Source organism: Carnobacterium viridans (genome assembly GCF_900102725.1).
Taxonomy (GTDB): Bacteria; Bacillota; Bacilli; order Lactobacillales; family Carnobacteriaceae; genus Carnobacterium_B; species Carnobacterium_B viridans.
The window spans coordinates 1,215,945-1,237,285 of sequence record NZ_FNJW01000008.1 but is presented as its reverse complement, the minus strand read 5'-3'; the positions used below and the strand labels follow the sequence as shown (position 1 = coordinate 1,237,285).

Annotated in this window: 22 protein-coding genes; 13 read left to right on the top strand and 9 right to left on the bottom strand. The window is 33.8% G+C overall.

Translation table 11 applies throughout. The annotated features are described in order from the left end of the window. Window positions 1-14: 14 nt before the first annotated feature. Complete coding sequence (gene nagA, locus BLT48_RS07330; protein WP_089976706.1) at window positions 15-1,169, top strand: N-acetylglucosamine-6-phosphate deacetylase; 1,155 nt, start codon at window positions 15-17, stop codon at window positions 1,167-1,169. A gap of 287 nt (window positions 1,170-1,456) precedes the next feature. On the opposite strand, the gene BLT48_RS07325 is transcribed toward nagA, so the two are convergent. The 3 genes from BLT48_RS07325 to BLT48_RS07315 are packed head-to-tail and all read right to left on the bottom strand — an operon-like array spanning window position 1,457 to window position 3,801. Then, window positions 1,457-2,914 carry a PTS galactitol transporter subunit IIC gene (locus BLT48_RS07325; protein WP_089976703.1) on the bottom strand — a complete coding sequence of 486 codons (1,458 nt, stop codon included), beginning with the start codon at window positions 2,912-2,914 and terminating at the stop codon, window positions 1,457-1,459. A 30-nt stretch (window positions 2,915-2,944) separates the two neighbouring features. Beyond that, a complete protein-coding gene (locus BLT48_RS07320; protein WP_089976700.1) occupies window positions 2,945-3,247 on the bottom strand; it encodes a PTS sugar transporter subunit IIB in 303 nt (100 codons plus the stop codon). A 47-nt stretch (window positions 3,248-3,294) separates the two neighbouring features. Continuing rightward, window positions 3,295-3,801: a PTS sugar transporter subunit IIA gene (locus BLT48_RS07315; RefSeq protein WP_089976697.1), complete on the bottom strand. Its 507-nt coding sequence runs from the start codon at window positions 3,799-3,801 to the stop codon at window positions 3,295-3,297. Window positions 3,802-4,140: 339 nt separating this feature from the next. Here BLT48_RS07315 and BLT48_RS07310 point away from each other — a divergent pair, with 339 nt between their 5' ends. The 6 genes from BLT48_RS07310 (at window position 4,141) to BLT48_RS07285 (ending at window position 8,624) form a co-directional block, all read left to right on the top strand. Further along, a complete protein-coding gene (locus tag BLT48_RS07310) occupies window positions 4,141-4,914 on the top strand; it encodes a DeoR/GlpR family DNA-binding transcription regulator (protein ID WP_089976694.1) in 774 nt (257 codons plus the stop codon). Between the two features lie 18 nt (window positions 4,915-4,932). Then, on the top strand, window positions 4,933-5,361 hold the full coding sequence (gene lacA, locus BLT48_RS07305; RefSeq protein ID WP_089976691.1) for a galactose-6-phosphate isomerase subunit LacA: 429 nt from the start codon (window positions 4,933-4,935) through the stop codon (window positions 5,359-5,361). A 34-nt stretch (window positions 5,362-5,395) separates the two neighbouring features. Further along, window positions 5,396-5,914: a galactose-6-phosphate isomerase subunit LacB gene (gene lacB, locus BLT48_RS07300; protein WP_089976687.1), complete on the top strand. Its 519-nt coding sequence runs from the start codon at window positions 5,396-5,398 to the stop codon at window positions 5,912-5,914. Window positions 5,915-5,932: 18 nt separating this feature from the next. Next, complete coding sequence (locus BLT48_RS07295) at window positions 5,933-6,880, top strand: hexose kinase (RefSeq protein WP_089976683.1); 948 nt, start codon at window positions 5,933-5,935, stop codon at window positions 6,878-6,880. 15 nt (window positions 6,881-6,895) lie between these two features. Continuing rightward, window positions 6,896-7,876: a tagatose-bisphosphate aldolase gene (gene lacD / locus BLT48_RS07290; RefSeq protein WP_089976681.1), complete on the top strand. Its 981-nt coding sequence runs from the start codon at window positions 6,896-6,898 to the stop codon at window positions 7,874-7,876. A 73-nt stretch (window positions 7,877-7,949) separates the two neighbouring features. Further along, window positions 7,950-8,624: a DUF4867 family protein gene (locus BLT48_RS07285; protein ID WP_089976678.1), complete on the top strand. Its 675-nt coding sequence runs from the start codon at window positions 7,950-7,952 to the stop codon at window positions 8,622-8,624. Between the two features lie 140 nt (window positions 8,625-8,764). On the opposite strand, the gene BLT48_RS07280 is transcribed toward BLT48_RS07285, so the two are convergent. Further along, on the bottom strand, window positions 8,765-9,541 hold the full coding sequence (locus BLT48_RS07280; protein ID WP_089976675.1) for a MurR/RpiR family transcriptional regulator: 777 nt from the start codon (window positions 9,539-9,541) through the stop codon (window positions 8,765-8,767). Between the two features lie 143 nt (window positions 9,542-9,684). Between BLT48_RS07280 and pfkB the strand changes: the two genes are divergently transcribed. From pfkB to lacD (BLT48_RS07260), 4 genes are read left to right on the top strand one after another with little or no spacing between them, the layout of a single operon-like run. Next, window positions 9,685-10,614: a 1-phosphofructokinase gene (gene pfkB, locus BLT48_RS07275; protein ID WP_089976671.1), complete on the top strand. Its 930-nt coding sequence runs from the start codon at window positions 9,685-9,687 to the stop codon at window positions 10,612-10,614. 12 nt (window positions 10,615-10,626) lie between these two features. Further along, entirely contained in the window at window positions 10,627-12,057 is a 1,431-nt protein-coding gene (locus tag BLT48_RS07270) for a PTS fructose transporter subunit IIC (RefSeq protein WP_089976667.1), read from the top strand. Window positions 12,058-12,077: 20 nt separating this feature from the next. Then, a complete protein-coding gene (locus BLT48_RS07265; protein WP_089976663.1) occupies window positions 12,078-12,530 on the top strand; it encodes a PTS sugar transporter subunit IIA in 453 nt (150 codons plus the stop codon). 23 nt (window positions 12,531-12,553) lie between these two features. Continuing rightward, a complete protein-coding gene (gene lacD, locus BLT48_RS07260; RefSeq protein ID WP_089976660.1) occupies window positions 12,554-13,540 on the top strand; it encodes a tagatose-bisphosphate aldolase in 987 nt (328 codons plus the stop codon). 351 nt (window positions 13,541-13,891) lie between these two features. Here the strand turns inward: lacD (BLT48_RS07260) and BLT48_RS07255 are convergent, their stop codons facing one another. Beyond that, complete coding sequence (locus tag BLT48_RS07255) at window positions 13,892-14,584, bottom strand: hypothetical protein (protein ID WP_089976657.1); 693 nt, start codon at window positions 14,582-14,584, stop codon at window positions 13,892-13,894. Between the two features lie 426 nt (window positions 14,585-15,010). Between BLT48_RS07255 and BLT48_RS07250 the strand changes: the two genes are divergently transcribed. Continuing rightward, on the top strand, window positions 15,011-15,538 hold the full coding sequence (locus BLT48_RS07250; RefSeq protein ID WP_089976648.1) for a GNAT family N-acetyltransferase: 528 nt from the start codon (window positions 15,011-15,013) through the stop codon (window positions 15,536-15,538). Window positions 15,539-15,835: 297 nt separating this feature from the next. Here BLT48_RS07250 and BLT48_RS14060 read toward each other — a convergent pair whose 3' ends face one another. From BLT48_RS14060 to BLT48_RS07240, 3 genes are all read right to left on the bottom strand, one after another. Then, window positions 15,836-15,979, bottom strand: a complete 144-nt coding sequence (locus BLT48_RS14060) for a hypothetical protein (protein ID WP_218123364.1) — start codon at window positions 15,977-15,979, stop codon at window positions 15,836-15,838. 187 nt (window positions 15,980-16,166) lie between these two features. Then, window positions 16,167-17,714: an L-lactate permease gene (locus BLT48_RS07245; RefSeq protein WP_218123363.1), complete on the bottom strand. Its 1,548-nt coding sequence runs from the start codon at window positions 17,712-17,714 to the stop codon at window positions 16,167-16,169. 162 nt (window positions 17,715-17,876) lie between these two features. Continuing rightward, a complete protein-coding gene (locus tag BLT48_RS07240) occupies window positions 17,877-18,995 on the bottom strand; it encodes a lactate oxidase (RefSeq protein ID WP_035020472.1) in 1,119 nt (372 codons plus the stop codon). Window positions 18,996-19,340: 345 nt separating this feature from the next. Between BLT48_RS07240 and BLT48_RS07235 the strand changes: the two genes are divergently transcribed. Further along, the gene (locus BLT48_RS07235) at window positions 19,341-20,231 is read left to right on the top strand and encodes a LysR family transcriptional regulator (protein WP_035020470.1); all 891 of its coding nucleotides are present in this window, start codon (window positions 19,341-19,343) and stop codon (window positions 20,229-20,231) included. A 139-nt stretch (window positions 20,232-20,370) separates the two neighbouring features. On the opposite strand, the gene BLT48_RS07230 is transcribed toward BLT48_RS07235, so the two are convergent. Beyond that, window positions 20,371-21,336 (bottom strand): metal ABC transporter solute-binding protein, Zn/Mn family, encoded by a 966-nt coding sequence (locus tag BLT48_RS07230; RefSeq protein WP_267462112.1) that lies wholly within the window; start codon window positions 21,334-21,336, stop codon window positions 20,371-20,373. Window positions 21,337-21,341: the final 5 nt, after the last annotated feature.

The window sequence follows — 21,341 nt, the reverse complement described above, 5'->3', positions numbered from 1 at the left end:
AAGGGATGAAAAAAATGAAAAACTATTATGTACGCGCGAGCCGGTTTTTCTTACCAAGCGGAATAGAAAATGAAGGGTATTTAGCCATAAGGGAAGGAAAGTTTGGAGCTTATTTTAAGGAATTACCTGATGGAAATGAAACTATTCTTGATTACTCAGGCAAATGGATTGCTCCTGGGCTAGTGGATACGCATATCCACGGCTTCATGGGTCATGATGTAATGGACAATGACTTTGAAGGCATTAAAGTGATGTCAAAAGGCTTATTGAGTTGCGGAGTGACTTCGTTTTTGCCCACAACTTTGACTTCAGATGTTGAAACATTGAATCAAGTGAGTCAGACGATAGGAAATCACTATCAAGAAGTACAAGGGGCTAAAATTCGAGGTATTTTCTTTGAGGGTCCTTTCTTTACAGAAGAGCATAAAGGAGCACAAAATCCTCAGTTCTTTCACGATCCCAATTTAGATGCCTTTCATCATTGGCAAAAGTTATCAAGAGGATTAATAAAGAAAATAGCCATTGCTCCAGAAAGAAAAGGAGCTGTTGGATTTACAGAAAGTGTTGTCAAAGAAGGTGTTGCTGTTGCTCTTGCGCATAGTTCTGCAACGTATGAACAAGCGAAAAGGGCGATTTCTTCGGGTGCTTCAATCTTTGTTCACACATACAATGGAATGAGCGGCCTGAACCATCGAGAACCTGGAATGGTTGGAGCAGCAATGACTACGAAAGACACAGTAGCTGAGTTGATTTGTGATGGACACCATGTCCATCCAGCAGCTGCAGAAGTTTTGATAAAAGCTAAAACTCCTGAGTGTGTTGCTCTAGTTACTGATTGCATGAGAGCTGGTGGTATGCCCGAAGGAGACTATACCTTAGGGGAATTTTCAGTTGAAGTAAAAAATGGTGCAGCTCGTTTAAAAGGAAATGGAAGTTTAGCCGGCAGTATTTTGAAATTACTTGATGCTGTTAAAAATATCTGTGATTGGGATATTGCTACAGTTGAAGAAGCTATTCGAATGGCTTCCGTTGTTCCAGCAAGAAGTTGCCATATCGATGATTGTTGTGGCAGTTTGCAGGCTGGATATGATGCAGATTTCTTAGTGATAGATTCTCAATTGAACTTGCACGAAACTTATTTAAACGGCATATCAGTATACAAAAAATGATAACTAAGGGATGAAGAAAATACTGACCATTTCAAAAGGAAAAAAGAAGCTTGGATCATTTATCTACAAATTCCAAAAATCGGATTACACAAAATAGTGGTCCCTCTTATCTAAAGAAGAAAATGGAAGCTTAGTTATTCTTATGGCAATCAGTTTGAGAAATACAATGATCTAATTATACAAAGTAATAAAAATAAATAAACAAAAGAATGAGCCCATACCCCTGAAATGGGATATGGACTCATTCTTTTGTTAAAGTTAAGGCTATTTATTGTCTATTCTCTTAATTAGTTATGCTTTTGTAATTTAGCTTTATCTGCAGTAGTTGAAACTTTAGGATCTTTTTCTTCTGCGTAAATTCTATTACGTACTTTCATTTTACCTGCATACCATATGAATAATAGAAGATAAGCTACCATTGATCCTCCAGCTAATAAAACTGAGTTAACTTGTGGGTTACTTACAGCTTTTCCAACTACCATTGCAAGCATACCTTCAACTGGGCCTTCTTTTGTTGAGTGAGAAATCATTTGAGTTGAATCTAAACTTGTTGGGAAAGCACCAACGCTTTGTGCTGTATCTGTAATTAATGGTGCAATCATAGTACCTGACCATAAGAAGATTGGCAACATGAAAACTCCGATGATGATCATTCTTAACATTTTACCACGACAGACAACCAATAAAGCTGGAGTTAATCCGATAGCAATAATACCTGCAAGTGGAAGAATAGAATTTCCTGGTAAAAATAAAGACATGATCAATAAGATAGGTGCTAAGATATTGGCTGTTGCCCACATTTCGGCACGTGCACCTAAGAATGGCCAATCAATACCAATGAATAACTTGCGACCAGGGTAACGTTTAGCCATAAAGTTGGTCAAACCTTGAGAAATAGGTTCTACAGCTGAAATAAACCAAGATCCAACTAATGAGAAAAGCTCTAGAGAAACAGCACCTGTAAAGGCTAGTGTGAATATTTCTGTCACTGACTGTTGCCCTAGTAGACCAACAAATACTCCTAAGTAAGAACCAATTGCGAATTTTGAACCCCAAAAACCAATTTTTTTATTTAATTCTGCAGCATTGAAATCATACTTATCAAGTTTATAGAAGAACTTATCAAAAATTGTATCAAACAACATAATAATTGGATTTAACATAAAATTCAAATGAGTTGTTGTTGTAGGATTTTCTTCAGGCATATTCAGTAAATCATTAAAAGTAGGTTTCATTAAATCTGAATTTATGAATTTTAGAACTCCAATAAAAACTACAAATACAGTAGCAATGAAGAGGTTATTAGAGAAATATAGAATAATGATACCAAGTAACGCTGGATGCCAAAAGTTGAATATATCTACATCTAATGTTTTTGTTTTATTTAGAGTTAGCATAACCATATTAATAACTACTAAAATTAATAGGAAAAATAAAGTATATGGTGAACCCCAAGTGATTGTTGCTAAGGGTGCCCAACCTACATCGGTAATAGAAAGTTGAATACCTGTATTAGCAACAAAATCTTGTAAAGCTCCTGAAAAAGCGGAAGTTAGAATATTAATGACAATTCCCATACCGGTTAAAGCAATAGCAAGTTTCATACCACCTTCAAGAGCTCTTGAAAATTTCACGCCTAGAACTAATGCAAAGATTGTTAAAAGAATCATCATCATAGGTGCAGACCCTAAGTTGATTAAAGGCTGGAAAATCATATTAGCAAATTTTACAATACCATCTAACATTTATCGTATCTCCTTTGAAATAATTTTTTGTTAAAGATTGTTTTCTTTAATAGTTCTTTCTAATTCATCAAATACTGGAACGGCCATTGCTGGAATTCTATATAATATAGGACCAGCTTCAACAATTGGAATAGGTATTTTAAAACCTAAATCTGGGGTAGAAATTGGTGTGAAAATATCATATTTAGCTATCATTTCTTCATTGATATCCTTAACAACCACTGCATCAGCTTGAACGCTGTACCCTCTGTTTGTCATTTCTCTTTCAATGCTATCTTTTATTTGATGACTTGAATTAACCCCTGCTCCACATGCTGCTAAAATTTTAATCATTATATTTTCCTCCTTATAATATATTTAATAGATTGATAGTCGTTTTATTAAATTAAATAGAAATTTTTTTGTAAAAAATTATAGATGTCTTCTTTTTTTGTATAATCGAAAAATTTGTTGAGTTCCTTAGAATCAGTGGTACTTAAAAACCCCATTATGTCAGACAAAATATTCGTTTGTGATTCGGGATCATTGTTTAAAATCATAAATAAAAAGCTAGCATCTAAAGATTTTGAAGGGCTAATCATGTTGTTAAATGGTACCGGTGTCATTAGTTTAACTGGGATCACACATCGAGTGTTAACAAACTCTCCTTCAGTATGTGGAATGGCAATATTGGGTAGAGAACTATGCACTACAGATAAATCTAGTCCTGTAGGGAAATTATTTTCTCTCTCAATTAAATTGTCTAAGAAATTCTCTTTTACTAATCCTAATTCAACTAGTTGCTGAGCAACTTCTGCGAATATACTATCTCTAGTTACGTTTTCAGATATAAAAATACCCTCAGTTAGAAACAATTTATTTTTTTTCTCAGAAGATATATTTGTCATTGAGCAGGCCTCCTTGTTTGTTATTGGTTTAAAATGTTTGTTAATGTTGTTATGACTATAGTATAACCCCATATAATAAAAAGTCAACGCTTTCTTTCTGATAATTCAAAGTAAAACAAATGGATAGAGGATTTTAAATAAAAAAAAGAACGATAAATAGGTAATGTTTAATAGTAGATAATTTTTATAAGATAGATAAATGAGTTGATTTAACAACTTTTATCTCTATTAATGTTGACAAATGTTTTTTTAAATGTTAGATTATGTTCATATAAAATAAAAACAAACAAAAAAACAAAAAAGCACTATAATTCAGATAATGAAAAAGAGGTGAGGAAAATGAAAAGAAATCGATTATTAACCATACTAGAAGAAGTGGATAAACATGATACTGTAAAAATATCAGATTTAATTCAAAAATTAAATGTATCGGATATGACTGTTCGTAGGGATTTAGATGAACTAGCGAGTAGTGGGAAAATTATCCGATTACACGGAGGAGCGCAGAGTGTTAAAAGTGGCATTCTATATGAAGCTTCTCATGTAGAAAAGCGTGAACTTCATATAGAAGAAAAAAGAATGATTGCTCAAATGGCAGCGAAGGAGATCCAAGATGGAGAAACAATATTTATTGGACCCGGTACAACCTTAGAACAATTAGCAAGCTATATCACTGTGAATCATCTAAGAGTAGTTACTAATAGTTTGCCGGTATTCGAAAGGTTCCAGAAAGAAAAGCCTCACATTGAACTCATTTTAACTGGTGGAAACTTTCGACAACGTTCTGGAGCTTTCGTAGGGGGATTAACGAATGAGACAATTGGAAGGTTGAAATTTAATAGAGCCTTTGTCGGAGTTAATGGAATAAAAAATGAGAGCATCATGACTGCAGATACAGAAGAAGGACAAACACAAAAAACTGCTTTAAATAATGCACAAGTTAAATATATATTGACAGATTACCATAAATTAAATAAAGATGACTTTTATCAATTTTATAATCTGTATGATATTGACTATTTAATTACAAATTATTTAGTAACAGATGAAATATTAGCACATTATCAACAATATACTGAAGTGAAAGTGACAGACGAAAAAAATAATCATTAATAAAGGGAGAGAATAAAAATGAAAATCGCATTAGGTTCAGATGAAAAGGGATTTGAGTTGAAAGAAACCATCAAGAAATACTTACAAGACAAACAGTATAGTGTTTTAGACTTAACAGAAGAACCAGCTGAAGACTTTGTAGATTCATCAACAGCTGTTTCAAAAGCTATTTTAGAAGGAAAAGCAGACCGTGGGTTAATGTTTGATGAATATGGTGCAGGTTCGTTTATGGCAAGTAACAAAATAAAAGGCATGATTACAGCTAATGTTACAGAAGAAAGAACCGCACATATGACAACAGAACATAATGGAGCAAAAGCAATAGCTATTGGCTCAGGAATTGTTGGACCGGCTTTAGCTAAAAGTATTGTTGATTCATATTTAGATATTGAATATGCGGGCGGTCGCCATCAAGTCCGAGTTGATATGTTGGAAAAAATGATTTAATAAAGGACTAAATTAAATGAGGAGGAATTAAACGATGATTATTGCAATCGGTAACGATCATATTGTAACAGATGTAAAAATTGCTATTTCTAATTTTTTAAAAGAACAAGGGCATGAGGTTATTGACGTTGGAGCTTACGATACAAGCCGTACGCATTATCCTATCTTTGGCAAGAGAGTTGGAGAACTAGTTAGTGACGGAAAAGCCGATAGAGGGATCGTTTTATGTGGAACAGGTGTTGGAATTACAGTAGCAGCTAATAAAAACGATGGTGTTCGTGCCGCATTAGTTAGCAATGCAGCAATCACACGATACATGAAAGAAGAATTAGATATTAATGTTATTGGATTTGGTGGGACGACAGTTGGGAAGTTTTTAGCTGAAGATATCGTTTCCGTTTTCCTAAATACTGAATATAAGGAAACTCCTGAAAATAAAAAGATGATTGAAAAAATTAATGCAATTGCTCCTAAGAATCCTGAACAACATGACAATCCAGATTTCTTTAAAAAAGAACTTGATTTATGGAATGAAGGATATTACCACGATTAACTTAAAGGAGTTGTATTTATGGTTAAATCAATTTTAGCAATTACGATGAATCCATCGGTAGATATCTCTTATCCATTAAAAACACTGCATTTAAATACAGTTAATCGGGTGAATGATGTTGCTAAAACTGCTGGAGGAAAAGGGTTAAATGTTGCTCGAGTACTACACCAACTAAATTCTCCAGTAATTGCTTCTGGTGTTTTGGGCGGGACAATTGGGGAATTCATTGAAAAACAATTAGATGAAACAGGTATAAGGCATGAATTTATGGCCATCGACCAAGAATCCCGAAACTGTATTGCAATTTTACATGATGACATGCAACAAACAGAGATATTAGAAAAAGGACCGATTTTAAATAGTAACGATGAAACTAAGTTTTTAGTACATTTTGAAAAACAATTAGAAAACATAGCAGTTGTGACCATCTCAGGAAGTTTACCTGAAGGGCTAAGTAAACGATTATATGCTCAAATGATTGAGATATCCTCGTCTAAAGGTATTCCTGTTTTACTTGATAGTTCCGGTGAAACGTTAAAAGCAAGCTTAACTGGCGATAAAAAACCCTTTTTGATTAAGCCTAATCAGGAAGAAATTGCTCAATTGATACAACAACCAATAAAGGATTTAACGCATTTAAAACAAATTTTAACTGATAACCAATTGTTTTCAGGTGTTGAATGGATTGTAGTTTCTTTAGGAGCGGATGGAGCTTTGGTTAAGCATGGAACACAATGTTATCGTTTGACGATTCCTAAAATTGATGTAGTCAATCCAGTAGGATCAGGTGATTCGACAGTTGCTGGATTAGCTAGCGCAATTTCAAAAAAAGCAAGTGATATAGAAATAATGACTACTGGTATGGCAACAGGTATGTTGAATACGATAGAAAAACAAACTGGATTTATTAATACGAACTTGTTTACTGAATATTATGAAAAAGTACTTATAAAAAAAATAAACTAAAGGATGCGAACTATTATGACACCAAATAAATTAGCAAGTTTAAAAAAATTATCAAATGAAAAAGGTGTAATTGGGGCATTAGCAATTGACCAACGTGGTTCATTAAAAAAAATGTTAGCTTCAGCAGCAAATAAACCAGCAAATGAAGAAGATATCGTCGAATTCAAGAAAGCAATTTCTTCTGAGTTAACACCATTCGCTACTTCTATTCTATTGGATCCAGAATATGGATTGCCAGCTTCTAAGGTACGTGCAGATGGTACTGGTTTACTAGTTGCATATGAAAAAACAGGCTATGATGCTACGGAACCTGGACGCTTACCTGACTTATTAGAAGAGTGGTCTGTACTACGTTTGAAAGAAGCTGGAGCAGATGCAATTAAATTCCTATTGTATTACGATGTAGATGAAGATAAAAAAATTAATGACTATAAACATGTCTACATGGAACGTCTTGGATCAGAATGTGCTGCAGAGGATATTCTTTTCTTCTTAGAATTGGTTTCATATGATGCAACTAATAGTGATGCTAAAAGTGCAGAATATGCTAAAGTAAAACCTCATAAAGTAAACGACATGATGAAAGAATTTTCTAAACCACAATATAAAGTTGATGTATTAAAAGTTGAAGTACCAGTGAATATGGAATTCGTTGAAGGATATAATTCAAGTAATACAGTTGTTTATACCAAAGATGAAGCAAAAAAATATTTTGTTGAACAAAGTGAAGCTACACATTTGCCATTTATTTTCCTAAGTGCTGGAGTTTCTGCTAAAATGTTCCAAGATACTTTGAAACTAGCTCATGAAGCCGGTTCACAGTTCAATGGAGTATTATGTGGTCGTGCAACATGGAGTAATGGAATTGAAGTATTTGCTAAAAATGGTGAAAAAGCTGGTAAAGAATGGATGAATACAGTCGGTAAAAAAAATATAGAAGAACTAAATATTGTCTTAAATGAGACAGCTGTTTCATATTTTGATAAAGTGAAATGAATTCAATAAATATTAAAAGACACAATTAACTTTAATTGTGTCTTTTAAAATATTTTTCTAAAGGGGTAGAAGTATGGAAACGATTGATAAAATTCGTATGGAAAATAAAAAATATGACATATATGATATAACAGATCCCAAATTTAATGCGTTCGGAAATGTTCTTACAGGGTATGATTTGGCAGATATTCAAAATTATGCAAAAGAAAATATAGAAATCCCAAAAGTAGGAAATAGTTATAGTCCTTCTAATCCTAATTTGGAAAATTTTGAAGTTGTAAAAGAAATAGAAGCAGATATTTATGCTGGATTACCTATTGAAGCAGGCGAATGTTCAGGGCAGAATACTTCTTTTTCAGCTTTTGAATTTCATCAAGGAAGTGAAATTAATTTAATTTTAACGGATGTCATTATGATTTTAGGAAAAAGAAACCAAATAGTTAATGGTTATTTTAACGCTCAAGAAGATGCTAAGGCTTTCTATGTTCCTGCAGGAAGTATAATTGAAATGTACGGTACAACACTTCACTATAGTCCTTGTAAAGTTTTTGAGAGTGGATTCAAAGTGATTGTCATTCTAATAAAAGGGTCAAATGAATCTTTAGATGCTAACTTCAAGAGTAAAAACAATCAAATTATAAAAACAAATAAGTTTCAAATGGTTCATGAATCAAGACAAGATAAAATAGAGCAGGGGATAAAAGTAGGCTTATCAGGTGAATTAATTGAGATTAACACAATTTCATAAGAAATAGGCGTTAACCTTTAGCAGTCTAACACTCTGAAAATAGTAGGATTTGATATCGAAAAAATACCACATTGATAATTCTCAATGTGGTATTTTTTATTCTGTCTAAATGATAAGTGAAGTAGTAGCTTCAGTTTTTGTCATTGTGTTCTTATTGCGTACGAATCTAATAAAATCCGAGTCATGATTTGTAGTGGAAGTCTGGATCGAACTTCGTAATCAGGAAAATAAGAAAAAGAAGATTTAAACCCGATGAAAGTAATTTCAGATAATTTAGCCAGAGAGCTTTGTGAATTTGCAGTAAACGTAATAGTTTTAATACTATGCTGATTACAATTATTTGCTGCTTCAACTAGCTCAGGTGTTTCACCATTTAATGATACAAATATAACAATACTGTTATTATCAATTTTTTTACTGATACTTTTTATGATGTTCGGATCATCATGAAGTTCGCAATATTTTCCCATAAGCTGAAACTTAATCATCATTTCTTTAGCTATAAGTTCAGAAAATCCACGTGCAAAAATAGTGATTTTATCAGAAGCTTTTATATTTTGAATAGCATCTTCAATGGTACCACTATCTAACATTTGTATGGTTCTAGTTACTTCTTGTTCATTTTTCATTATAGCTTCACGAATTTTTTTGTCTACTTGGTCAATAATGGCAAACTTTGGATTATACTCTTGTTCATTTTTCAAATGATGTTTAAAAGAAGTAAAACCATCATAACCTATTTTTTTCATAGTTCTAACTATAGTAGATGTTGAAACATTTGCTAATTCGCTTAATTTAACTATAGTTATTTCTGGCATATCATCTAAATTTTTTTCTATATATTCTAATAAAAAGTACTCTGAACTACTAAAATGGACTTCTTTATTCTCATTTTTTTGTAAATATGAAATGGTCATTAAGAGGGCACCTTCTTTCAAAAAGTTGGAAAACTTTTCTTGCTATTTTGATAAATAAAGTTAAAGCTGAAAACCTTTACATTGTTTTTTATGACATAATTAAATTATAGAGGATATAAGAAAAAAATGAAAGAAGGGATTAGATGATTTACACTTGCACGATGAATCCTGCTATAGATTTATTTGTATCAACAAATAATTATGATCCGCTAATAGTTAATAGAACTTCAGAAGAAGATATACAACCAAATGGAAAAGGAGTAAACATTTCATTTGTTTTAAAAATGTTAGGTATTGAAAATGTTGCTCTTGGTTTTAGCGGAGGATTTACAGGAACATTTATTGAGGAAGAATTAGAAAAAAAGGGAATTAAAACAGAATTTGTTCATGTAGAGGGAACGACTCGAATAAATGTGTTTACTCATGTTGAGTCAAAAAATACAGAGTACAAATTAGTCAATAGAGGCCCTTTAATAAAACTAGAACAAGTTGATGAATTACTTAACAAAATTAACCTATTAAGTGAAGAAGACATTTTATTTGTTTCTGGAAGTAATCCAAGAGGAGTAACTGACGAGGTTATAATAGAAATTGCTAAACTGTCTAAAGAAAATAAATTTAAGTTAGTTCTTGATACAAGTTCGAAAGTAGTGCTAGATAGTTTGAAATATAATCCTTATTGTATTAAACCCAATAATGAAGAGTTAGCAAAGTGGTTTGAAAAAGAAAATTTAACTGATGAAGAACTAAGTTATTATGGGAAGAAGTTAGTAGAAATGGGTGCTGAGATAGTTCTTCTCTCTCTAGGTGAAGAGGGATGTTTACTTTTTACTAAAGAAGAAAGCTTATATGTAAATGCTCCTAAAGGCAAAGTTATAAATACAGCTTGTTCAGGAGATACATTGTTAGGAACATTTATAGGATCATTAAAAAAAGAGCTTAAATTAGAAGAAGCTCTTAAAGAAGCAGTTGCTGCTGGAAGTTCTACAGCTTTTTCACCTGGCTTAACAGATTATTCTGATGTTGAAGAATTAAAAAAACAAATGAATGTAAAAAAACTAATTATAGAATAGGAGAATATAATTATGTCAAAATTTAATATCATTGCAGCAACTGGCTGTCCAACAGGAATTGCTCATACTTACATGGCGCAAGAAGCTCTAGAACAAGCAGCAAAAAAAGCTGGAGTTCAAATTAAGGTCGAAACTCATGGACAAATAGGAGTTGAAAACACATTAACTACCCAAGAAATTAAAGACGCTGATGCAGTAATCATTGCTGCAGATAAAGACGTACACGCTGAGAGATTTGAAGGGAAAAGAATTATTGACGTTTCAGTAAGTAAAGGAATTAAAGATGCTGATAATTTAATTCAAGATGCAATTAATGGTAAAGGGAAACTTAGAACTGTTACAAGTCAAAGTAATGAGAAAGTCAATAACTCAAATAATGAAAGAGAAAATGACAAAACAAGTATCGGCCGTTTGATCTATAGACATTTAATGAATGGTGTTTCACACATGTTACCTTTCGTAGTTAGTGGTGGGGTTCTTGTTGCTATTTCTTTTTTATGGGGGATTTTTTCAGCAGATCCAACAAACGCACAATACAATGAATTTGCAGCTACCTTAAACCAAATTGGTGGTTTGGCTATGGGCTTAATGGTACCAATACTTTCTGCTTATATTGCTGAAAGTATTGCTCAAAGACCAGGTTTGGTTGTCGGATTTGTTGGAGGTTTAGTGGCTAACAATGGAGGGACAGGTTTTTTAGGTGGAATTGTATCAGGGTTTATAGCAGGATATACTATTTTGCTATTAAGTAGAGTACTAAAAGGAATGCCGAAATCTCTAGATGGATTAAAAGCAATTTTCTTATATCCAGTTATTGGGGTATTCGTTACAGGTTTGCTAATGGTTGCGATTTCCCAACCAATGGAAGCGGTTAATGTCGGAATGATGGACTTTTTAGCAGGTTTTCAAAATTCTAACCCAATTTTATTAGGGTTGATTGTAGGCAGTATGTCAGCATTTGATATGGGAGGCCCTATTAATAAAGCTGCATACGTCACAGGTACTGCGTTATTAGCACAAGGAAATTCATATTTTATGGCTGGTGTTTCAGCAGCATGCATGGCACCTCCTCTAATCACTGGTTTTTCCGTATTGTTCTTCGGGAAATACTATGATAAGGAAGAACGTAATTCAGGTTTAGTTAACTTTATATTAGGTTCAACACATATTACAGAAGGTGCTATTCCATTTGCTGCTAAAGACCCATTACGCGTAATTCCTACTTTGATGTTAGGTTCTTCTATAGCAGCAATCCTAACGTATATGTTTAAAGTACAAGTACCCGCTCCACATGGTGGTTTCTTAGTTTTACCAGTAGTAACGAATGGTTTACTATGGGTAGTTGCAATACTCATAGGATCAATTATCGGCGGGGTTGTTTTAGGAATGATTCGTAAATATAGTATGGAAAAATCACAACCAACAGTAGAAAAGAAAAAATAAATGAATTGAGGCGAAACAGAATGGGATTGGATATTCAAAAATCTATTTTAGTAGGTATTTCTGCAAATAGTAAAGAAGATGTTTTTAACTTAATTTCACGTGAAGCAGTTGATAGAGGTTATGCAGAAGATAGTAATCTTTTGTTAGAAGCCTTAAATAATCGTGAAGATGAGGGTACAACAGGAATGATGGATGGCTTTGCTATTCCACATGCTAAGAGCAATACAATTAAAGCACCAGCACTGATTATTTTTAAGTTAACAGAAGGTGTCGAATGGAATTCTATGGATGGAAAGAAAATAGATTTTGTAATTTCATTATTGATTCCTGAAGAAGAAAAAGGCAGCACACACTTGCAGCTACTTTCAAAAGTGGCAAGATTATTAATGAAAGAAGAAGTAAAGAACTTACTAAAAGAAGCAAAGAGTGATTCAGAAATAGACACTATATTAACGAAATATATTACAAAATAAAATGAAAATGGGGTAAAGAGACAATGAAGTTAACAAAAAGCAAAAAAGAAGCTTTAAAACGTTTATCAAATGACCATGGAGTAATTGGCGCATTAGCTATTGATCAGCGTGGATCTTTAAAAAAAATGATCGCTGACAATAGCACCAAAGAAATTGGGGATGAAGGCATTATTCACTTCAAAAAACTAGTTTCTGAAGAATTAACTCCTTTTGCAACCTCTATTCTTCTAGATCCGGAATATGGATTGCCAGCTGCAAAAGTACGTGATAAGGAAGCCGGTTTATTATTAGCCTATGAAAAAACAGGTTATGATGCAACTGAGCCTGGACGTTTGCCAGACTTACTACCAGAATGGTCTGTAAAGCGACTAAAGAAAGTTGGAGCAGATGCGATTAAGTTTTTATTATATTATGATGTAGACGAAGATCAAAAGATCAATGAATATAAACATGTTTTTATGGAGCGAATAGGATCTGAATGTGTGGCTGAAGATATACCTTTCTTCTTAGAAATTGTCACATATGATGCAGAAAATGATAACGTAAAAAGTGAAGAATACGCTAAATTAAAACCCCATAAAGTTATCGAAGCTATGAAAGAATTTTCTAAGGTACAATATAATGTGGATGTATTGAAAGTTGAAGTTCCAGTTAATATGAATTTTGTCGAAGGGTATACCGAAGAAAAATCTGTTTATAGTAAAGAAGAAGCATCTGCATACTTTAAAGAACAAAGTGAAGCAACGAAATTGCCATTTATTTTCTTAAGTGCTGGAGTTAGTGCAAAACTATTCCAAAGAACGTTAATATTTGCCAAAGAAGCAGGGTCAACTTTCAATGGAGTTTTATGCGGACGAGCAACATGGAAAGAGGGGGTATTACCTTTTGCTAGCAATGGAGAACAAGTAAGTCGTGATTGGTTACAAGAAACAGGGAAGAAAAATATTGAAGAATTAAATGAAGTGTTGATGGAAACGGCTACATCATGGGAAAGTAAGGTAACAAATTAATAAGGAAAAAAGCTGTAAAATTTTAAAAGTAAATAATTAAGAAACACTTTTTATAATTGTTATGTCTAAAAATCATAACAAAATTAGAAAGTGTTTCTTTTATTTGTTGATATAAAATATTAGTTCAGAAAGTATATCTTTGCACTTAGAAAGAAAAGATATATTTTAATAAAAAAAATAAGAAATGTGTATAGTTTAATATACACCTTGGTTTAGCAAAGACGATATCTATTTATATAAGTAATAATTATTAGAAGAAATAGTTAACAATAAATATTTTTATCTAAGGGTTAAACATAAATTAAATTCATAATACCTAAAATAATGAAAAGTAATCTTAAAGTTGATTAGTTAAAAGATAATATTTACCGCATATGTTAGTAATAAAAGCGCAATAATGAAAAATAAAATAGGCAATAAAAAAGCTGAAACCATTTGTAGCACAACGTTCATGCGTGTGTATATCTTTTCAAAAGTTGTTTGAAAACCGACAAATAGAAAATACAAGGCAAATAACGGCCAAGAAAAAATAAGGTTGTAGATTAGTAGTAGCAATAATAATTGGCCAAATGTCGGTTGAAATTGCTGAACAACTGTCAAATAGGCTATAAAAGGAGCAGCTGTTGAAAATTCAATGACCGTAGTTGTAAAACCAATACCTATCAAAGAAGTTGGAGTGACTTTTTTTTCAGAAAACTTCAACTCTAGCTCTTTTGTCTCATTATCACTCTTATCCATAAGAAACTTTCTAGTTTTCCAATTGATTAAAAAAGAACGAATACTATACCAAATAAGAATATTACCAGCAATAAAGGCTAAGACAGCAGTTGGGAATGCCAGTATTGTCCAATAGGTTGTCAAAAACTGTTCATTTAAAATCGATACACCGGTATAGAAAATGAAACTAGCTAAATAGTTTGTTAAAAATAACGTTACAATATAATACCAAATGTGATGTGTCTTTTTTAACAAACCTTGTAAAGTAAATTGTTGGGCGATAGCAAATGGGTTGAAAGAATCTATAAAACTAGTAACAACGGTCAAACTAATAAGTGAAAAAATAATAATCTCCCCCTAAACATAAAAAAGGATACACATAACTTCTACTCCTGCAGGGCCTATCGGAGTAGAAAATACGTATATCCTAGGTTTACTCGGCAGCAAACCAAACGTTATCAATTTAACAGCTATAGTAACAAAGATTCAGGTGAACTGTCAACACAGCTAATGGACTTTGAATAACTTTAATTTAGAAAAAAGCATAAACCAACAAATAAAAATATGTGGAAAGGAAGTGTCACTTTTCAGGAAAAGTTCATTGGTAAGTGACGATCAATCGATGCTAACACTCTAGAGTGTTAGCATCGATACAATTTAAAAATAAATTCAATTTATAGAATTTAAAAAGAGAATAAACTGTATAATGAAATTATTAACTAGCAGTTTATATCCTTTGAAGGAGGAATACATATGGAATTTTATATTAGACCAATTAATAGTGGGGATGGTAAAGGTTTAAACGAATTAAGACGTATGCCAGGGGTATTTGAAAATGTTTTAGGTATCCCGTCAGAGAGAATAAAACAAAATGAAAATTTTGTTGCTAATATGGATGCTAATCAGCACCAATTTGTCGCTATTTCAAAGGGACAAGATAATGAGGAACTAATTGTAGGAACCGCTGGGTTATCTGTAAATGGCAGTCATCGCATGCGACATAGCGGAAACATAGGTATAATGATTCATAAAGATTATCAAAATAAAGGTGTTGGTACTGCTTTAATAGCTGCACTTATAGATATGGCAGATAATTGGTTAATGCTCGTTAGGCTCGAACTTACTGTGTTTGAGAACAATGAAAGAGCTATACATCTTTATGAAAAATTTGGATTTGAAAAAGAGGGACTTAAACAGCTCGCAGCAATAAGAGAAGGAAAGTATGAAAATGAATATTTAATGGCGAGAATAAATGCTAATCTTTATCCCCCGATTGACTAACTAATAAACAGTTGATTTCTACTTTTATCTGAAGAAATTTTTTTAACAAGCCTCAATTGAGAGCAAACAAAAAAAACGACCTGTTGTACATTTTAGAAATGTACAACAGGTCGTTTTTAAGGCTCTATACTTTTTAATGTTGATAGTTTAGTTAAATTAATGGCACGAAAATTCTGGAGGAATAGGGTTTGCTTGTAGCCATGCATTGGATTCAATGCGAATTATATAGCGTTAGCGCTTCATTGGGAGTGTGACTAAAAGCGTTTAGACCTGAAACTTCTAACGCATACCTTATCTCTAAGCGACTAAAGCCGCAAGAGCTAGGGCAACTGGAGCGAATAAGCGCAGTATGGTCACCGACCATCGAGCATTATATAGAAGCACTGTAGGCTTGCGCCTAAGTGTATCATGTCTGTACGTAGCTAAAGCAACTACAGCCATGACAAAGTGGACGTCAGGTTTGCTTTTTGAAACACGTTCTAGAATACAGCAACTTCAGACGTTCCCATGGCTCTCCACAAGCAAACCCGTCTATTCCAGAAGAAATTTTATTTTCTTCTATCAACACCATTTTGACGCAGAGTTGATTTTAATAGCTTCTTGTAAATGATATTGCCTAATTTTAAACTTAAATCATACCTAACAGTTTGCCTAAGAAGAATACAATCAAACAAATAACACCTAAGTACATAGCGAAGTATTTAAATACTTTTTTAGTGATTGCTCCTTCTTGTCCAATCAGACCTGTAGCTGCAGTTGCGACAGCTATACTTTGAGGAGAAATCATCTTACCGGCTGTTGCACCCGCCATATTAGCTGAAGCTAACCAGTATTCATTTGCACCTAATGATTGAGCAGCATTAACTTGCAACGCTCCAAAAAGAATGTTCGCATTCGTATCACTACCGGTAATAAATGTCCCAACAGCTCCAATTAGAGGAGATATCAGTGGGAATAAAGGTCCGGTAAAAGAAACAAGTGAAGTTGATAGTACACTGATCATACCACTATATCCCATTAATTTGGAGAGAGCTACGATTGCACTCACAGTAACCGCAGTATTTTTAAGTTGCTTGATTGTACTCCAAAAAATGTTTGTTATTTTGCCAAAGGAAACCCCTTGAATCAATCCACCTAGGTAAGTAGCTAAGATGATCAATGTTCCTGGAGTAGTTAGCCACTTGATCACATAAGGTTTAGCACCTTCGCCAGAATAGATTACAAACGAAGATTGTATTTTTCCTAATGTACCGCTGATGGCTGGGAATAAGGATGAAGATAAAATGATAAATAGAAAAACAAAAATATAAGGCAGACAAGCCTTAAAGGCTACCGATAAGGTAACGGATGATTGTCCTACTTGGTCATTATTTTTGACTAAGTAAGGAGAATCTGCTGGTGTTTTTACTAAACGTGCTGCCCAGACTGTGACTAAAATACAAATTAAAGAACCAATAACAGCCGGTAACTCAGGGCCGATATAGCGAGCTACAAAAATCTGAGGTAAACCAAAGGCAAGTCCTGACAATAAGGTAATTAGAGTGACGCCTTTTAATGCTTTTATACTTTCGCCTGATAGCATAACCAAAATAAAAGGAACAATTAGAATAAGTAAGAATAACTGTAATGAGACTATATAAGATGTCTGCATTACTTCTAATCCTCCTGCTTGAGCTAATGAGGTTACAGGTAATCCTATTGCTCCAAAAGCTGTTGGAGTAGTATTTGCAATCAAACAAATAACGGCTGCCATAATTGGGCTTACACCTAATGAAGCTAGAATCCCAGCTGGAATCGCAACGGCTGTACCAAAACCAGCGATTGATTCCAAAAATCCACCAAATCCCCAAGCAATCAATAAAACTAATACTCGCATATCTTTGGAGACACCTGTCAGCATTTGGTTGATAATTTTCATGCTTCCAGAATAAGTAGCAAGATTATACGTAAACAATGCTGCTATAATAATATAAACGATTGGCCAAATGCCATTAATAACACCTTCTAATGTGGCTGTAAAAGCATTCATGACCGGGAAATCAAAACCAACAATGCTAATTCCCAGTGTAAGAAGCAGTCCAATCAAGCAGGCTTTTGTACCTGGCATCTTTAGTACGCCAAGTGAGATAATCAGCCATGCAATAGGTAATACTGCAAGTAATGTCTGTAATATCATAATTTTTTTCCTTCCATTATCCGTTTTTTAATAAGTGCGTATTATAGCTAGATTCTTTCTTATAAGTGCAATTTTTTATTGTCCAAAAATCCTCTGCTCTACTGAATAGATAACGCTGATGTCCATTAAAGAACATCAGCGCTACTCCAAATTCACACAAATTTATTTTTTCATATCAAACAAACGAGCCTGTTTTACATCTTCAATTGTTTGAGTTCCTGCTAATTGCATAACACGTTTCAAGTCTGTTTCAAAGTAATCTAAAACAGATTTAACGCCTTTCCATCCGCCTAAAGCAAGTCCAAATAATACTGGACGACCTACAGCCACGATGTCTGCACCACTTGCTAAGGCTTTGAAGATGTGTTCTCCACGACGAATACCACTGTCAAATACAATTGGAACACGACCGGCAACAACTTCAGCAATGCCTTCCAATGTATCAAATGAACCTGGTGCTTCATCTAATTGACGTCCACCATGGTTAGAAACCCAGATACCTGCTGCTCCAGCACCAATTGCCAATGAAGCATCTTCAGGAGTTTGAATTCCTTTAACAAAGACTGGCAATCCTGAGTATTCAGAGATGAATTTAACATCTTCTGGACAGATCTTTTGTTTAGATTGAGCATAAATATTGTTCAAAGACATGTTTTTTCCTGATCCAGTCAAGTAACGAGAGACAATTGGCATGCCAAATGGGTAAACAAATTTGTTCAGCATATCTTTTTCACGGTTTCCGCTTAAAGTTGCATCAGCAGTTAAAATGATCGCTGTCGCACCATCTGCTTTAGCTTCATCAAGAATATTTTTATTCATTTCATCATTTTTACTCATATAAATTTGGAACCAACGAGGATTGCCTTGCAAGCCATTTTCGATTTCTTCAAATGTAGCTCCTGAATAAGCACTGATAGACATAATTGTTCCGCCAAATTCAGCAATTCCTTTAGCTGTTCCAGCTTCTTTGGTTGCATGAGCTAACCCGTGAGCTGCAATAGGTGCCATAATAAAAGGTACTTTGATGTCATGACCTAAAATAGAAGTCGATGTGTCTGGATTTTCTACATCAGCTAATACACGAGGCAAAATTCCTTTGTGTGTCCACGCTTCATTATTTTGTTTCAATGTGAACTCATCTCCTGAAGCCCCGGACATATAATCAAATCCGCCATGAGGAACGACTTCGCGAGCTCTGTCTTCAAGTCGATATGTGCTTATTACGTCAATTTCTTGCTCTATTGTCGGCGCATCATATTTAATCGTTTGTTCATCTGTCATAATTTTCCAACCATCCTTTTTATATTATGAGTTTAATTTTAATACCTGCTTTTAAAACAACCAATTGGCGATTAGTACAGTCAACGGAACTACCATTACGACTACACCCTTTGAACGACTGAATCATCAATTTTGAATCATTTGAAAACTAGTTCATCCCGTTAAAAATACCGCATCTTTCACGATTATTTGTAAGCGCTTTGGCACATACATTACTTTATCACGTTCTGCTTTACTTAGAAAATATCGTTTTTTTATGGTATGATAAATAAAATTTATAGAAATACAGTTTAGTATACGTTTTGTTTATGTTATTAAATTCACAACATCCTATAGGAGGACACTATGAACCTACAAGATTTAGTTTACTTTAATCAATTAGCTGAAACCTTGAACTTTACTGCAACAGCAGAGCATTTCTACGTCTCTCAGCCTTCTATTTCAATGGCTTTAAAGCGCCTTGAAAAAGAACTAGATACGGTATTAATAGATAGGAAAAGACTTCACAAGAATCTGCGTTTGACGGGAAATGGTGAGATATTGCTTAAACACTCAACCCATATTTTACAAACAGTAGAACAAGTTAAAGAAGAAATTCATGATTTGAAGAACCAAATTGTTTACTTTGGCTTCTTACCAACTATTGGAGGACATTTTCTAAACCAGCTGATGCCACATTTGACAAAGTTTTCAGCCTCTATGAAATTCATTGAAGAAGAAAGTTCTGATGTGATGCTGGATTTGGTGTGTAAAGGTCAAGTTCCATTGGCCATTATTGGAAGCGACCGTCCTACTTTTTCAGAAGAAAACTTATTACAGATTCCTTTGAAAACAGAGGAAATGGCACTGTGGGTATCTCCTGATAACCCCTTAGCAAAGAAAAGCATCATCACGGCAACTGAACTTCAAGATGAACTATTTATCTCCTTAGCACAAGGTTACACCCATCAGCGTATTTTTGAAGAATGGACTAAAAACAACCAGATTGAACAGCTACAGACTCTTTATACCAAGGAAATCCAAACGGCATTATCCATTGCTTCATCCACTAGCATGGTTGCTTTTATGAGTCCTATTTTAGTAAAAGATCGCCCGCGACTGGTCAGAGTTTCCATTGAAAATGCACCTCACTTTTACATTAGCCTTATCGTAAATAAGAACTACAACAATACTTCATATTTTCAAAAAGAATTTAACGAAGCCATGATTGAAATCGTTAAAACAATTAATAATTAGTGAATTTAAACGGATTGATTGATCAAATTAATTAAATAGTTGCTTAGAATTTAACTATTAAAGAGAGAGAACTCCCGTGTGAAAAAAGGGGAGTTCTCTCTCTTAAAATAATCATCTATTACAAGTATTCAATCACCAATCAATGAATGCTTAATTGTAAAGCCTCCAAATTCTTACGCATTAAACTTAGATAGTCCATGCCTTCGTCTTGCATTTCTTGAGAAACACTTTCAAGGTCATATAAAACTTCTATATCGGTATCTGTTTCTTGTCCTACTGTTTGTGCAATAGATGAATCTGCACCTTGTTGGTAATAAATCACAGGAACATCATATTCCTTAACTAATTTGCTGATCTCTGCAATACGTGAGGGGCTAGGTTCTACTTCAGTAGAAATGCCTCCAACAGCAATTTGTTCTAAGTTGTAACGTTGAGCAATATATCCAAATGCTTGATGTTGAACGACAAACACTCGATTAGTTGCTGAAGATAAAGCTGATTTATACTCTTGATCTAATTTTTGAAGTTCTAAAATAAATTTTTCAGCATTTTCTTCATAGACAACTTTTCCTTCAGGGTCAGCTTGAATCAATGCCTCTTTGATGACTGTCACTTGGTCTTGAGCTAATACTGGATCTAACCAGATATGAGGGTCTGAACCTTCATGATCATCGATAACAATCTCAACTGGAGCTGATTCAGCATATGCTGTACCTGATTTGTCAGAAAAGACAACTTTGACATCAAAACTTTCGCCAGTTGTTTCATACTCAAATGTTTCCTGTGTTTGATCTGAAATGGCCTTCCAGTCTGCGTTAGCTTCACGAATATACCACTGCAGTTTAGTTGAATCTTTCATCTCAGTTGAATTGGAAACAAGTTGTACAATATCTCCAGTGTGGTAGTGACCAGCTAGTCCATTAACTTCAACAGTAGTAGGTAGATCTCCGTCCACTTCAAGCGATTCATCACTGTGGTCACTGCTATCTGTATGCTCATGTTCATGCGTTTCAGTACTAATAAAATTATCAGCATCAGCTGTACGAACAGCAATAAGGTCTTCACTATCAAGTGAACTCATCAGACTACCAACCCAAGGCTCCATTTCAC